This window comes from Niveispirillum irakense DSM 11586 (assembly GCF_000429645.1).
Classification (GTDB): domain Bacteria; phylum Pseudomonadota; class Alphaproteobacteria; order Azospirillales; family Azospirillaceae; genus Niveispirillum; species Niveispirillum irakense.
Window position 1 is genome coordinate 484566 of sequence record NZ_AUCG01000016.1, and the last position, 14864, is coordinate 499429.

14 protein-coding genes and 1 tRNA gene are annotated in these 14864 nt (G+C 65.2%); 12 read left to right on the top strand and 3 right to left on the bottom strand.

Features of this window, described 5'->3' with window-relative positions; all coding sequences use genetic code 11:
- Nucleotides 1–16: 16 nt before the first annotated feature.
- Nucleotides 17–301, bottom strand: coding sequence for an integration host factor subunit beta (gene ihfB / locus G473_RS0105745; protein ID WP_029012322.1), 285 nt, complete (start codon nt 299–301; stop codon nt 17–19).
- A 328-nt stretch (nt 302–629) separates the two neighbouring features.
- Here ihfB and sugE point away from each other — a divergent pair, with 328 nt between their 5' ends.
- From sugE to gyrB, 9 genes are all read left to right on the top strand, one after another.
- Nucleotides 630–962 carry a quaternary ammonium compound efflux SMR transporter SugE gene (gene sugE, locus G473_RS0105750; protein ID WP_029012323.1) on the top strand — a complete coding sequence of 111 codons (333 nt, stop codon included), beginning with the start codon at nt 630–632 and terminating at the stop codon, nt 960–962.
- An 80-nt stretch (nt 963–1042) separates the two neighbouring features.
- Nucleotides 1043–2236 carry a winged helix DNA-binding domain-containing protein gene (locus G473_RS0105755; RefSeq protein ID WP_029012324.1) on the top strand — a complete coding sequence of 398 codons (1194 nt, stop codon included), beginning with the start codon at nt 1043–1045 and terminating at the stop codon, nt 2234–2236.
- Between the two features lie 161 nt (nt 2237–2397).
- Nucleotides 2398–3516 (top strand): DNA polymerase III subunit beta, encoded by a 1119-nt coding sequence (dnaN, locus tag G473_RS0105760; RefSeq protein WP_029012325.1) that lies wholly within the window; start codon nt 2398–2400, stop codon nt 3514–3516.
- A gap of 61 nt (nt 3517–3577) precedes the next feature.
- On the top strand, nt 3578–3802 hold the full coding sequence (locus G473_RS25275; protein WP_035705426.1) for an antitoxin MazE-like protein: 225 nt from the start codon (nt 3578–3580) through the stop codon (nt 3800–3802).
- On the top strand, nt 3789–4118 hold the full coding sequence (locus G473_RS0105770) for a type II toxin-antitoxin system PemK/MazF family toxin (protein WP_029012326.1): 330 nt from the start codon (nt 3789–3791) through the stop codon (nt 4116–4118). Before G473_RS25275 ends, G473_RS0105770 begins: the two co-directional genes overlap by 14 nt.
- Before the next feature lie 86 nt (nt 4119–4204).
- On the top strand, nt 4205–4462 hold the full coding sequence (locus tag G473_RS0105780) for an AbrB/MazE/SpoVT family DNA-binding domain-containing protein (protein WP_051329918.1): 258 nt from the start codon (nt 4205–4207) through the stop codon (nt 4460–4462).
- Nucleotides 4455–4856 (top strand): type II toxin-antitoxin system VapC family toxin, encoded by a 402-nt coding sequence (locus G473_RS0105785; RefSeq protein ID WP_035705430.1) that lies wholly within the window; start codon nt 4455–4457, stop codon nt 4854–4856. The genes G473_RS0105780 and G473_RS0105785 overlap by 8 nt, the downstream gene beginning before the upstream one ends.
- Nucleotides 4850–6013: a DNA replication/repair protein RecF gene (recF, locus tag G473_RS0105790; protein ID WP_029012329.1), complete on the top strand. Its 1164-nt coding sequence runs from the start codon at nt 4850–4852 to the stop codon at nt 6011–6013. Before G473_RS0105785 ends, recF begins: the two co-directional genes overlap by 7 nt.
- 214 nt (nt 6014–6227) lie before the next feature.
- The gene (gene gyrB, locus G473_RS0105795; protein ID WP_029012330.1) at nt 6228–8768 is read left to right on the top strand and encodes a DNA topoisomerase (ATP-hydrolyzing) subunit B; all 2541 of its coding nucleotides are present in this window, start codon (nt 6228–6230) and stop codon (nt 8766–8768) included.
- Nucleotides 8769–9197: 429 nt separating this feature from the next.
- On the opposite strand, the gene mtgA is transcribed toward gyrB, so the two are convergent.
- Nucleotides 9198–9869 carry a monofunctional biosynthetic peptidoglycan transglycosylase gene (gene mtgA / locus G473_RS0105800; protein ID WP_029012331.1) on the bottom strand — a complete coding sequence of 224 codons (672 nt, stop codon included), beginning with the start codon at nt 9867–9869 and terminating at the stop codon, nt 9198–9200.
- A gap of 184 nt (nt 9870–10053) precedes the next feature.
- On the opposite strand from mtgA, the gene G473_RS0105805 reads away from it, so the two are divergent.
- The gene (locus G473_RS0105805; protein WP_245579995.1) at nt 10054–10698 is read left to right on the top strand and encodes a glutathione S-transferase family protein; all 645 of its coding nucleotides are present in this window, start codon (nt 10054–10056) and stop codon (nt 10696–10698) included.
- Nucleotides 10699–10737: 39 nt separating this feature from the next.
- Here the strand turns inward: G473_RS0105805 and G473_RS0105810 are convergent, their stop codons facing one another.
- On the bottom strand, nt 10738–11931 hold the full coding sequence (locus G473_RS0105810; RefSeq protein WP_029012333.1) for a peptidoglycan-binding protein: 1194 nt from the start codon (nt 11929–11931) through the stop codon (nt 10738–10740).
- A 176-nt stretch (nt 11932–12107) separates the two neighbouring features.
- Here G473_RS0105810 and G473_RS0105815 point away from each other — a divergent pair.
- Both G473_RS0105815 and pheT read left to right on the top strand, forming a co-directional pair.
- Nucleotides 12108–12182, top strand: a tRNA-Gln gene (locus G473_RS0105815).
- 190 nt (nt 12183–12372) lie between these two features.
- Nucleotides 12373–14763, top strand: coding sequence for a phenylalanine--tRNA ligase subunit beta (gene pheT, locus G473_RS0105820; protein ID WP_029012334.1), 2391 nt, complete (start codon nt 12373–12375; stop codon nt 14761–14763).
- Nucleotides 14764–14864 lie beyond the last annotated feature (101 nt).

Here is a 14864-nt window from a genome sequence, read left to right on the forward strand (position 1 = left end):
ACCCAATTATCGGGGTTCAGTCGTCGGTGTTCAGCCGTTCGCGAAGCTGCTTGCCGGTCTTGAAGAAGGGGATGACCTTTTCATCCACATCCACGCTTTCACCCGTGCGGGGATTGCGGCCGGTGCGGGCATCACGCCGCTTGACGGAGAAAGCGCCGAAACCGCGCAACTCCACCCGGTCGCCCCGGGCCAGCGCCTCGGTGATCTCATCGAAGATCGTGGTGACGATCTTTTCCACATCCCGCTGGTAGAGGTGCGGATTACGCTCCGCCAACCGCTGGATCAGTTCCGACTTGGTCATACTGGACATCCCCCCGTGGGTGGTGGCGGCCTGGTTTGGACGGAACATGGCCTGATCAGGCCTCTCCGCCGCATCCCTGCCGCCGGCCAAGGCCTATGGCCCTTTAGCTTTCTTTTTCCAGATTGCCGGAAGCCGGGGCGGCGCGCAAGGGTAAGTCTTTATGAAACAAGACCTTTCAAGGGAGATTCCGCTGGCTTGACAAGCCTTGCCAGCAATACCCATATCTTGTCCCTGTCTGGCACCGCACCAACAGGCCGACGGGGACGACCCCGCCCATGCGCCGCAGTGCCTTCAACAGGGGACGACCCCGGCTTAAAAGGGGTTTTCCATGGCGTGGCTTTACCTGTTCCTGGCCGGATTGCTGGAAATCGTCTGGGCCTTGGGCCTGAAATATACTGAAGGCTTTACCCGCCCGCTGCCGACCGCCATCACCGTGGTCGCCATGCTGGGCAGTATCGGGTTGCTGGGCATGGCTTTGAAAAGCCTACCGCTGGGCACTGCCTATGCCATCTGGACGGGCATCGGCACGGTTGGCACCGTCATTGCCGGCATCCTGTTTCTGGGAGAGACTGCCAGCGCCCTGCGGCTGGCCTGCGTCGCACTGATCGTGGCCGGCATTGTCGGGCTGAAACTGCTGCATGGCGGGGCCGGCGGCGGCTGAGTCGCGCCCTCTCGTTCTCTTATTGTTCTGGTCAGTACTTTGCGGCATGCTGGGCGTCCGTTTCCTTGAGCGGAGCCCCGATGCAGCCCCCGGCCCTGACCATCACCCTGCCCCAGATGCTGGCTTTCCGCCTGGAAAGACAGCATCTGCTGGCCCCGGCCACGGATGCGATGATTGCTGCCGGCAGCCTGATCGGCGCCCAGGCCCAGGTCCATTCCGCCGGTATCCTGCAACTCCGCGCCCGGTCGCTGACGGGTGCGGACGATGCCGCCATGACACGGAGCTTGATGGGGGACCGGACGCTGGTGAAGCTGTGGGCCCACCGCTCCACCCTGCATCTGATGCCGGCAGCCGATCTGCCGATGGTGCTGGGCGTACGCCGGCTACGCACCGCCGCTTACCTGAACTGGTACACCAAGGAAGGGCTTTCCCCCGATCAGGTGGATCGGCTGATAGAGGCGATTGTGGACGCCCTGGCCCTGGGGCCGCACAGCCGCATGGATCTGTCGCGCCGGCTGGTTCCCACCCTGGGGGAATGGGCCCGGCCCTGGCTGGAACATAGCTGGGGCGGGGTGATCAAGCTGGCCTGCGCATTGGGACATCTGTGCCATGGTCCCGGCCCCGGTTCAGGCGGGGAGATGGCGGCGGGGGATGCGGAAACCGGATTGCGGGAAGCCCGCTTCGTCCGCCTGGATCGCTGGCTGCCCGGCGGCGCCCCGGTGCCGATGGCGGGGCCGGCGGCGGTGACGGCCCTGCTGCGCCGCTATCTGGCTGCGTTCGGGCCGGCGGGCCCGGCGGATTTCCGCAAATTTACCGGTCTTCAGGCAGAGCCGATCCGCGACGCCTTCGCCTGCTTGGCGCCGGAACTGGTGCCGGTGGAATGGGGACGCGGGCGCGGCTTCATCCTGGGCGAAGACGTTCCTGCCCTGATCGCTGCCGCGCCACCGCCGGGCCATATCAGCGTATTGCCCTTATTCGACCCCTGGCTGCTGGCCCACCAGGATACCAGCCCCTATGTGGAGGACCGGCACAGGCCCGCGATTTATCGCACCGCCGGCTGGATCAGCCCTGTCGTGCTCCGCCAGGGTCGGGTGGTGGCGCATTGGAGCCACCGGCGTGTCGGGGGCATGCAGACCGGAAAAACGGCACCCCGGCCGGGCTGGCAGGTGGTCCTGACCCCGCTGGAGAAGGTCTATAAGAAGGAATTGCCCGCCATCCGCCAGGGCCTGCGCCGCCTGTCCGGCGGGTTGCCGGTGGTGTTGGCGGATATATAGTAAAAGGGGGCGGGAAAGCCCTGTTAAGCGCTATCGCTTATGCTATGTTACGGCCCCCTTGAGGGGCTTATGCGTCCGCGCAGCAGGAACCTCAAGGACCAGTGAAACCCCCTGTCCCGCGCCATCTCGCTGCGGGAGGCGACAAACTGACCGGACCCAGGATGAAGATCACCATCGAACGTGCCGCCCTGCTTCGCTCCCTCGGGCATGTGCAGAGCGTTGTCGAGAGGCGCAACACCATCCCGGTCCTCTCCAATGTGCTGCTGCGCGCCGAGAATGGCGAGTTGTCGCTGACCGCGACCGATATGGACCTGGAGATTGTGGAGAGCGTGCCGGCGGACATCGCCCGCCCCGGCTCCGCCACCGCCCCGGCCCATACGCTGTATGACATCGCCCGCAAGCTGCCCGACGGCAGTCAGGTGGAACTGGATGCCACGGGCGATGTGCTGACGCTGCGTTCCGGCCGCTCCAATTTCAAGCTGGGCACCCTGCCGGTGGATGATTTCCCGCAGATGACCCAGGGCGACCTGCCCCACCGGTTCAGCCTGACGGCGGCGGCCCTGAAGGGCCTGATCGACAAGACCAAATTCGCGATCTCCACGGAGGAGACGCGCTATTACCTGAACGGCATCTATGTCCATGCCACCAAGCCCAAGGCCGGGGAAACATCCGCCCTGCGCGCCGTGGCCACCGATGGCCATCGTCTGGCGCGCGTGGAAGTGACCCTGCCGGAAGGGGCCGAAGCCGTGCCCGGCGTCATCATCCCGCGCAAGACTGTGCTGGAAGTACGCAAGCTGCTGGACGAAGCTGCTGACAGCATCGAAGTGCAACTGTCCGAAACCAAGGTCCGCTTCACCTTTGACAGCATCACGCTGACCTCCAAGCTGATTGACGGTACCTTCCCGGATTACGAGCGTGTGATCCCGGCCGGTAATGACAAGACGCTGGAAGTGGATGCCAAGCTGTTCGCCGCCGCCGTTGACCGCGTTGCCACCATCTCCACGGAGAAGTCGCGCGCTGTGAAGCTGGCGCTGGCCCAGGGCGTGCTGACCCTCTCGGCCAATTCCCCCGATGCCGGGTCGGCCATGGAAGAGATCGAGGTCGCTTACGAGCAGGGCGGGCTGGAGATCGGGTTCAACAGCCGCTACCTGCTGGACATCACCTCGCAGATCGAAAGCGGCACCGCCAAGTTCCAGATGGCTGACAGCGGCTCTCCCACCATCGTCCGCGACGCCGCGGATAATTCGGCACTCTATGTGCTGATGCCGATGCGGGTGTGATCGGCGGCTTGCCCCACCCCTGCGTTACGCGTTACGATAACGGGTAACGCAGGAGGGCGTGATGGGACAAGCTGCTGAACGGGTAAAGGCGTTCCGGGAGCGTAAGCGGGCACAGGGTTTACGGGAAATTCGCCTGTTCATCCCAGATGCCCGTTCGCCCCAATTACGCGCCCGTATCGCCGAACAGGTTGCCCAGCTTGACCCGGTTGCTGAGGCCGACGCCATGGATTGGATCGAGTCCGTCAGCGACTTTGATAATGAAGACCTGACGGATGCAACGCGGTGATGTGGTGGTTGTCGCCACCAATGGGGATTACGGCAAACCCCGCCCGGCGGTGATCCTGCAATCCGATGCGTTGCCACCAGCCCATCAATCCGTTGTCATTGTTCAGTTCACCAGCGATCTGGCCGTAGCCGATTTCCGGGTCACGATTGAACCCAATGCTGACAACGGGTTGCGATCCCGTTCCCAATTGATGGCGGACAAGCCGGTTACGGTACGCCGTGACCGCATTCAGCAGGTGATCGGGCATTTATCACGGGATGAAATGGCGGAGCTGACACGGGCCGTCGCCTTCGTCATCGGCTTGGCCGACGCTTGATCAACAGACCGCCAGCGATCCGGGCAACCTTGACATAGATGGCTGCAATGTCAGATTCTGTGAATGTGACACCAAGGAACCCTGCCATGCCCGCCATCACGCAAGCCAACCTGACGGTCGCCCCGAATGGGCGCGTGGTTATCCCCGCCGGGATGCGCACTGCCATGGGGATTCCGGAAGGGGGGCCGGTGGTCGCACGGCTTGTAGATGGGGTGGTGATTCTGGAGCCGATTGCCGTGGCGATAAAGCGGGCACAGGATTATGTCCGCCAATTCGTGCCCGAAGGCGTTAGCTTGGCCGATGAGGTGATCGCCGAACGCCGGGCCGCCGCCGATCATGAGTAATCCTGTGCTGGATTGTTCCGCCCTGCTGGCCTTTCTGCTGCGGGAGCCGGGGGCCGAACAGGTGGAAGCCATCCTGCCTGCCGCTGTCATGTCTGCGGTAAACTTCACCGAGGCGCTGACGAAACTGGTGGAGCGCGGCATCCCGCCGGCAAATGCACGCGATGTGATCCTGGGGTTGGGCATAGAGATTATCGATTTCGATACCGATCAGGCCGTCCGCGCAGCCGCTTTGCGGGAGCCAACGCGTAAGGCCGGCCTGTCTCTGGGCGACCGGGCCTGTCTGGCGCTGGCGCTGCAACGGCAGGCCCCCGCTTTCACCAGCGACAAGGCGTGGCTGCGATTGTCGGATGCGGACATGCCCCCGATCATTTGCATTCGCGGCGTTTCATCTTGACCCACCCCACCCTCGCCGTCACCCGCCTGACCCTGACGCGCTTCCGTTCCTACGCCTCTGCCCGGCTGGAATGTGATGCGCGGCCTGTTGTGCTGACGGGAGAAAACGGGGCCGGCAAGACCAACCTGCTGGAAGCGGTCAGCTTTCTGGCGCCTGGGCGCGGGATGCGCCGGGCCAAGATTTCGGACGCCGAGCGCATCGGCGACAGCCACGCCGCCGACTGGACCGGCGGCCCCGGCTGGGCCATCGCCGCCCAGGTGCAGACCCCGCTGGGGCCGGTGGAAATCGGCACCGGGCGTGATCCAGCCGGCGGGGAGAGTGAGCGGCGGCTGGTGCATATTGATGGCCGCCCGGCCAAGGGCCAGATCGCGCTGGCCAACCATGTCGCCGTGGTCTGGCTGACGCCGCAGATGGACCGGCTGTTCCAGGAGGCGGCATCGGGCCGCCGGCGCTTCCTGGACCGGCTGGTGTTCGGCTTCGACCCCGGTCATGCTGGGCGGTTGACCAAATATGAAAATGCCCTGCGCGAACGCGCCCGCATCCTGCGTGACGGTCCCGTCGATCCTTCCTGGCTATCGGCCCTGGAAGACCAGATGGTGGAAACCGGCATCGCCGTGGCGGCGGCGCGGGCGGAGATGTCCCACCGGCTGGAAGCCGCCGCCTCCCAGGGCGTCGGCCCCTTCCCCGCACCCGGCATCCGCATGGCAGGCGCCATTGACGATTTGCTGGCGGATCGCCCGGCGCTGGAAGCCGAAGAGGCTTTCCGCCGCGCCCTGGCGGAAGGGCGGCGGGTGGATGCCGTGGCCGGCGGTGCCGGCATTGGCCCGCATAAATCCGACCTTGCCGTCACCTACCGCGCCAAGAACATGCCTGCCGACCTGGGCAGCACCGGCGAACAGAAGGCCCTGCTGATCGCCATCGTGCTGGCCAATGCGCGGCTGATGAAGGCCGAAACCGGCACCCCGCCCCTGCTGCTGCTGGATGAGGTGGCGGCCCATCTGGACGAGGGCCGCCGACAGGCCCTGTTCGATGAGATTCTAGCCACCGGCGCGCAAGCCTGGATGACCGGCACGGATGCGGAAATCTTCCGCCCACTGGGGGGGCGCGCCAACCATATCCGGGTTGCCCAATCGCAGTTGATCCCTTGTGATGATTAGTTTCGCTAATCATCACAAGGTTGGCGCGTTGAGCGCCCGCGCGCCCATGCGCGCGCAAGCCAAGCGGCCCGGACGGGCCGCGCCGGCGATTGAGGACCGCCTGTATGGTCAACGACCATGCAGGCGGTAAACTGGTGGAAGCCATGCGGAAATTCCGTAGGCTGAATACGCTTTTACCCCTCTTTTTGCGCCCTTTCTGATAAACTCCGCGACCATGACCCAGACTGATCTCCCCCCCAACGAACCCATGGCCCCGCAGCAGTCGGAGGAGTATGGCGCCAGTTCCATCAAGGTCCTGAAAGGCCTGGATGCGGTGCGCAAACGCCCCGGCATGTATATCGGTGATACCGATGACGGGTCCGGCCTGCACCACATGGTCTATGAGGTGGTGGACAATGCCATTGACGAGGCATTGGCCGGCCATGCCGACAAGGTGGAAGTGCGGCTGAATGCCGATGGGTCGGTGACGGTGCGCGACAATGGGCGCGGCATCCCGGTGGATATCCACAAGGAAGAAGGCGTGTCGGCGGCAGAGGTCATCATGACCCAGCTTCATGCCGGCGGTAAGTTCGACCAGAACAGCTACAAGGTGTCCGGCGGCCTGCATGGTGTGGGTGTTTCCGTCGTGAACGCCCTGTCGGAAATCCTAGACCTGCGCATCTGGCGCCAGGGCCGGGTCTGGGAAATGCGTTTCTCCCACGGCGATGCCGTGGCCCCGCTGGCCGATGTGGGCGAGGCGCCCGTGGTGGCGGAAGGCCCGCGCAAGGGCCGCCACCTGACCGGCACGGAAGTCACTTTCCTGCCGTCGAAGGGTACCTTCACCAAGACGGAATTTGATTTCCAGACCCTGGAACATCGTCTGCGCGAACTGGCCTTCCTGAATTCCGGCGTGCTGATCCTGTTCACGGACGCGCGCGGGGTGGAGCCGAAGACGGTTGAGCTGTTCTATGAGGGCGGGCTGGAAGCGTTCGTCGCTTACCTGGACCGGTCCAAGACCCCGCTGCACAAGCCCGGCATCTATGCCAAGGGGGAGCGCGCCACGGAGATGGGCGTCGGCATTGGCGTGGAAGTGTCGTTGCAGTGGAACGACAGCTATCACGAGACGACGCTGTGTTTCACCAACAACATCCCACAGCGCGATGGCGGCACCCATCTGGCCGGCTTCCGCGCCGCCTTGACCCGCACGGTCAATAAGTATGCGGAAGAAAGCGGCATCCTGAAGAAGGAGAAGGTGGCGCTGTCGGGCGACGATATGCGCGAAGGCCTCACCTGCATCATCTCCGTCAAGGTGCCGGACCCGAAATTCTCCAGCCAGACCAAGGACAAGCTGGTTTCGTCGGAAGTGCGCCCGGTGGTGGAAGCCATCTGCGCCGACGCGCTGTCCACTTGGTTTGAAGAACATCCCGCCGATGCCCGCAAGATTGTGGGTAAGGTGGTGGAAGCCGCCGCTGCCCGTGAAGCCGCCCGCAAGGCGCGCGAACTGACCCGCCGCAAGGGCGCGCTGGATATGGCCAGCCTGCCCGGCAAGCTGGCCGACTGCCAGGAACGCGATCCGGCACTCTCCGAACTGTTCATCGTGGAGGGCGACTCGGCCGGTGGTTCGGCCAAGCAGGGCCGTTCGCGCCAGAATCAGGCCATCCTGCCGCTGCGCGGCAAGATATTGAATGTGGAGCGGGCGCGCTTTGACAAGATGCTGTCCTCAGCCGAAATCGGCACGCTGATTGCCGCCTTGGGCACCGGCATCGGGCGCGATGAGTTCAATATCGAAAAGACGCGCTACCACAAGATCATCATCATGACGGACGCCGACGTTGACGGCGCCCATATCCGCACCCTGCTGCTGACCTTCTTCTACCGGCAGATGCCGGAGGTGATTGAGAAGGGCTATCTCTACATCGCCCAGCCGCCGCTTTACCGGGTGAAGCGCGGCACCGCGAAGGAGCGGTATCTGAAAGATGACCGGGCGCTGGAAGATTACCTGATCGGCCAGGGCACGGATGATGTCTATCTGGTCGGCCAGGATGAGAGCCAGCGCGGTGGTGATGATCTGCGCGGGCTGGTGGAACAGGCGCGTGCCGCCCGGTCCGCCATCCAGACGCTCGCCCGCAAGGCCGGCAACCGCGATGTGGTGGAACAGGCCGCCATCCTGGGTGCCCTTTCGGCCAAGCTGCTGGATGATACGCCGCGCGCCATCGACCTGGCCCGCCAATTGGCGGAACGGCTGAATGAACTGGCCCGGCGGCGGGCACAGGCATCTGGCGATGCCATGGCCACGGATGCCACATCCGGCGGCTGGCAAGGGGATGCCACAGTTGATGGCATCCTGATCTCCCGCACCCGGCGCGGCGTTACCCACCGCCATATGCTGGATGGCGACCTGCTGAAAAGCGCGGAAGCCCGCCGCCTGGATGCCATGCAGGACACCCTGTCCGCCACCTATGACAAGGCCGCCACGCTGCGCCACCGGCTGAAGGATCTGCGTCTGGTCACCGGCCCGACCTCCCTGTTTGATGGGGTGATCGAGCATGGCCGCCACGGCATGACCATCCAGCGCTATAAGGGCCTGGGCGAGATGAACCCCGACCAGTTGTGGGAAACCACCCTGGACCCGGTGAACCGGTCGCTGCTGCAGGTCAAGGTCAACCATGCCGACGAGGCTGAAGACGTGTTCAGCACCCTGATGGGCGACGTGGTGGAACCCCGCCGCGCCTTCATCCAGGACAACGCGCTGAAGGTGGCCAACCTGGACGTTTGATGGGTGGGGGTGCGGACTGTCACGGTTTGTACCCCCTTCACCGTCACCCATGCTGCGGCCGGGGTCCAGGGCCACAGACGCTTTACTCTACGAAACTGGACCCCGGCCGCAGCATGGGTGACGGGAGCGGAGAGAGGTTACGGTTGGTGTCTGTCCGGAAAGTTATTCTTCCTTTCGAAACTTCGGCCTTTCTCCACCTTCATTCCCGCGAAGGCGGGAAGCCATACAATAGCGCGGACTTTGGGTTCCCGCCCTCGCGGGAATGACGGTTAAAAGATTGGAAAAGAAGTGAAAGCTCTTGGACAGTCTCTTAGGGATAATCCCCAACCTTCAACAAAAGCCCCTCAGCCCACCGGCTTGCCAATTGGGCAGACCTCTTCCCGGTCCACGATATCGTATGTGAAAATCAAAATGGCTGGCCGTTACGGCCTACTCCCCCAGCACGCAGTCCGCCAGCCCGTCACGACGCACGATTTCCATCCGCTTTTGCAGCGTGCCGGCGCGCGAGGCGACGTAGCGGCCGGGCGGGTTGGCTTTCCATTTCAAGGGGCTCGGCAGGATGGCGGCCAGCAAGGCCGCCTCCCGCGCGGTCAGGTCCTGGGCGGGCTTGTTGAACCAGTGCCGTGCCGCCGCTTCCGCCCCATAAACACCCGGCGCCCATTCCACCACATTCAGGTAAATTTCGGCGATCCGCCGTTTGGACCAGATATTTTCGACCAGCAGCGTGAACCAGAATTCGATCCCCTTGCGGGTCCAGCTCCGGTCCGGCCAGAGAAAGGCGTTCTTCGCCACCTGCTGGCTGATGGTGCTGCCGCCGCGCAAGGTGCCGCCCTGTTCATTGCGGGCCAGTGCCTGTTCAACCGCGCCCCAATCCACACCGGCATGGGCGCAGAAGCGGGTATCTTCGGCTGAAATCACGGCGCGGACGAGATCGGGGGAGATCTTCTCCAGCGACTGCCAGTCCTTTTCCCAGCCCTGGCCCTGGAAGGTGCGAATCACCATCAGCGGCGTGCCGGGGACCGGCAGGATGGCATAGGCCATCACCCAGATCAGGCTGAAGCCGACCAGCCCGGCCACAGTCCAGGCCCCTATCCGTGCCATGCGGCCCCAGCCCGGCCACTTCCACTGCCATCGGGGCGACCGTTGATCCCCCGTCGCCTGCCTGTCCGTCACCACGCGCTGCCCACCTGTCTTCCCCGTTTGCCGGTATTATCAAACCGTACCATTGCCCCCGGAAACAACGTAAAAGCGGGCCCGTCGATCCCATGGATGCAAAGAGAAGGTGATGGCGATCTATACCCTGTACGGCAATGCCGGCATGGCCAATCTGGCCCCGCACATGGCGCTGGAAACCATTGGTGCCCTCTACCGCTTTGTCCGGGTGGACACGGCGGCGGGGGAACATGAAGGGGATGCCTATCGCCGGCTGAACCCGACCGGCCGCATCCCTACGCTGCTGGATGGCGCACAGCCCGTGTTTGAAACGGCGGCCATTCTGCTGCATCTGGCCGACAGCCATCCGGAGGCAGGCCTGCTGCCCCCGCCCGGCAGCATCGATCGGGCGCTGGCCTATCAATGGCTGGTGCATCTGACCAACAGCGTCCAGGTGGCCTATCTGGCCTATTATTATCCGGAACGGCAGGTAACAGACCCAGCCCATGCCCCGTCGGTGAAGGCCGCCGCCGAGGCGCGGGTAAAGGAACTGTTCGCCGTGATCGAGCGGGAGTTGGACGGACGCCGCTGGCTGGTGGGAGATCGACCAGGGATTGTCGATTTCATGCTGCTGATGCTGGTCCGCTGGGGCCGCAATTTCGCAGATAATCCGCCGCGCAGCCTGCCCAATATCGGTGCCCATGCCGCACGCACGGCCGCATTGCCAGCCGTGATTCGCGCCTTTGAACAGGAAGGGCTGGCCCAGCCCTGGTACTGACCCGCCGGAAGCGACGGGGATAGGGACAGGCCAGCGCCCCTATCCCCGCCGCAGCCTTTCCAGCAGGGCCTGGCTGGCGGTGCCATCCACCTTCAGCCCCTTGGCCTTCTGATAGGCGCGGATGGCGGCACTGGTGCGCTTGCCCAGAAGGCCATCCGGCTTGCCCTTGTGATAGCCCTGGCGAATCAGCAGGGTCTGGATTTCCTTCACCCCGGCCTGATCCACGGGTACCGGCCGGTCGGCAACAGCGGCAGGGGCTGCATTGCTTGTGGTGGCAGGGGCCGTGGTGGCCGGTCGCCGCTGCTGCCCGCCCGGCGGGCCACCCAGCATGCCGGGCGGCGGGCCATCGGTCAGGGCCACATTGGGCTGGCCCGCCGCCAGCCGTTGCAGCGCCACCCTTGCGTTGACATCGCCCCCATCGGCGGCGCGCTGATACCAGCCGGCAGCGCTCTCCGGATCGGGGGCGCCATCCACGCCCTGCTCATACAGCGTGCCCAGCATGAAGAAGGCGCGCGCAATACCGGCATCGGCCGCCTGTTCAAACCAGCCGGCGGCGCGCACGGGGTCAGGCTCCACCCCCTCCCCGTCCATATATAGCAGGCCCAGATCGAAGGCCGCTTCCGCATGGCCCAACTCGGCGGCCTTTGTGTACCAGGAGGCTGTCTGCTGCAGGTCCGGCGTCACGCCCAGATCGCCGCGGAACAACTCCGCCAGCGTCCAGCAGGCATCGGCATCACCCTTGGCCGCTGCCTGCCCGTACCAGTAAAGGGCGCGGCGCATATCCCCATCCGCCGGCGGGGTGCCGGAGGCAAAATGTTCGGCCAGCGCCATCTGCGCTTCGACATCGCCCTGGCGGGCCTGTTGCTCCAGGTTGCGCACGCCCTGATCGGCATCGCGCGGCAGGGCCGGTGCTGCCAGGGTGCCCAGCGCCAGCCCCGTGGCCGTCACCGCCGCCACCTGCCCCGCCACACTGGCCGGCGCAGAAGATTTGGGCGGCGCCACTTTTGATTTCGGCTTGGCTACCGGGGCGGGCTTCTTCACCACCGGCTTCTTGACCGTGGGTTTCTGCACCACCGGTTTGGCCACGCTCGGCTTGGCCGGTGCTGTATTGGCCGCAGCCGGCAAAGTGGGCAACGGCAGCGCCAGCAACAGGCTGGCAGCCAGAAGGGTGGCGCGGAAGCGGCGGGTGCCGGTGCCGGGCGAAGGGGACGGATTTATACGCTGCCGGCACATCGCCGGGCCTCCAACACAAGACCTTGGGGGTATATCGTCAGCCTAGCATGAAAGATTGTGGCGACCAGCCCCGGAAGCCCCCCATTCCCCGCATGATTTTTCCCAATTCAGCACCATTGCAATGGCTGATCTTTTTGATTATGGTGCGCGCCGCCCGCCAGTCGGGCCTATGATGCTGGGGCGTCGCCAAGCGGTAAGGCAGCGGTTTTTGGTACCGCCATGCGGAGGTTCGAATCCTCCCGCCCCAGCCATCATCTCCCTCCCCTTCCAAAATCAACCTCCCTCTGCCACCCGTCCTTTCGCGGGTGCTGGGCTGGCCTGCGTGTGTTTGCGCCGGGTCGGTCGTTGATCTGGCGGGATGATGCGGATATTGATGGCCCTCCGGCCGCCCGCGCTGGCTGGCCGCGCCGCCCAAGATTCTAGAAAACGGTCTGCCTCCCCATGAAGTTCACCCTCTCCTGGCTGAAGACGCATCTGGATACCGACGCCGATCTGGACCAGATCACGGAAAAGCTGACCGCCCTTGGCCTGGAGGTTGAAGGGGTGGAAGACCGCGGCAAGGCGCTGGCACCCTTCCGCATCGCCCATGTCGTCTCGGCGGAAAAGCACCCCAATGCCGACAAGTTGCGCCTGTGCATGGTGGATACCGGTGCCGGCGAGCCGGTGCAGGTGGTCTGCGGCGCCCCCAATGCGCGCGCCGGCATCAAGGTCGTGTTCGCCAGCCCCGGCGCGGTGATCCCGGTTTCCGGCGACACCCTGTCCATCGGCAGCATCCGCGGCGTGGAAAGCCGCGGCATGATGTGTTCGGAACGCGAATTGCTGTTGTCGGACGAACATAATGGCATCATCGAACTGCCGGACGATGCCCCCATTGGCGGTTCCTTCGCCGATTGGCGCGGCCTGTCCGACCCGGTGATCGAGATCGCCCTGACGCCCGACCGGGTGGATTGCGCCGGCGTGCACGGCATTGCCCGCGACCTGGCAGCCGCCGGCCTGGGCACGCTGAAGCCGCTGCCGGCCACGCCCGTCGCCCCCGGCTTCGATAGCCCGTTGACGGTGAACCTGTCCCACCCCGGCTGCCCGCAGATCGCCTTCCGCCTGATCCGCGGCGTGAAGAACGGCCCCAGCCCGAAATGGCTGGCCGACCGGCTGCTGTCCGTGGGCCTGCGCCCGATCAGCGCCCTGGTCGACATCACCAATTTCTTCAGCCTGGACCAGTGCCGGCCGCTGCATGTGTTCGACGCCGCCAAGCTGACCGGCGCCATCACCCTTAAGCCGACGGGTGAAGGCGATACGCTGCTGGCCCTGAACGGCAAGGAATATTCCACGCCCGCCGGCCTGATTGGCATCTATGACGATGCCGCCATGATCAGCCTGGCCGGCGTGATGGGCGGTGAGAAGACGGGCGCTGATGCCGACACCACGGATGTGGTGCTGGAAGTGGCGACCTTTGAGCCGGTGCGCATCGCCGAGGCTGGCCGCGCCCTGCAGATCGACAGCGATGCCCGCTACCGGTTTGAGCGCGGGGTGGACCCGGCCAACCTGACCGATAGCGTGGAACGCGCCACCGCCCTGATCCTGGAACTGTGCGGCGGCACCGCCGGCAGCATCACGCTGGCCGGGGCCGAGCCGGCATGGCAGCGCACCCTCACCCTGCGTCCGGCCCGCGTGGCCGCCTTGGGTGGGGTGGATGTGCCGGTTGCCGAACAGCGCCGCATCCTGGAAACCCTGGGCTTCACCGTCACGGAGGCCGACGGGCTGCTGTCCTGCACCGTGCCGTCCTGGCGCCGCGATGTAGAGGGCGAAGCCGATCTGGTGGAAGAGGTGCTGCGCGTCCATGGGTTCGACAAGATCCCGGCAACCTCCCTGCCGCGGGACGAGGGTATCACCAAGCCGGGCCTGACCGCCGGGCAGCGCCGTGTCGGCATTGCCCGCCGCGCTGCCGCATCGCGCGGGCTGCTGGAAGCCGTCACCTGGTCCTTCATCGACCCCAAGGTCGCCGCCCTGTTCGATGGCGACAAGCCGGAACTGCGGCTGGTCAACCCGATCAGTGCCGATCTGGCCGTGATGCGCCCCAGCATCCTTTCCACCCTGGTCGCCGCCATCGGGCGCAATGCCGCCAAGGGCTTCCCCGATGTCGCCCTGTTCGAGGCCGGGGCCGCCTTCCGCGATGGCAGCGAGAAGGGCCAGGACATGGTGCTGGCCGGCGTGCGCGCCGGGGCCGCCGTGCCGCGCAACTGGGCCAAGGGTGAACGCGCCGTCGATGCGTTCGACGCCAAGGCCGATGCCATCGCCATCCTGGAAGCCGCCGGCGCCCCGGTCACCAACCTGAGCGTCACCCGCGACGCACCCGGCTGGTACCATCCCGGTCGTTCCGGCGCCCTGCGCCTGGGCCCCACCGTGCTGGGCCGCTTCGGGGAACTGCACCCGTCGCTGCTGGAAGCGATGGATGTGGAAGGCCCGGTCGTGGCGTTTGAGCTGTTCCTGGATGCCATCCCGGCACCGAAGAAGAAGGGCGGCACCGCCAAGCCGCTGCTGGTCCTGTCGCCCCTGCAGCCGGTGCAGCGCGATTTCGCCTTCCTGGTGCCGTCCGCTACCGAGTCGGACAAGCTGGTCAAGGCCGCGAAGGGTGCGGACAAGGTGCTGATCACCGATGTCAGCCTGTTTGACATCTATGAAGGCAAGGGCGTGGAACCGGGCTTCAAATCCGTGGCGTTGACGGTCACCCTGCAGCCCCAGGACAAGACCCTGACCGACGCGGAGATCGAGGCTGTGGCCGCCAAGGTGGTGGCTGCCGTCGCCAAGGCAACCGGCGCATCCCTGCGCGGCTGATCGCCTCTCCACACCAGTATCGCTGCTGATTGAAGGGCGCCTGCCAACCGGCAGGCGCCCTTTTTCCGTATCCGGCGGTTGCCGCAGGCACCTGACGCAGT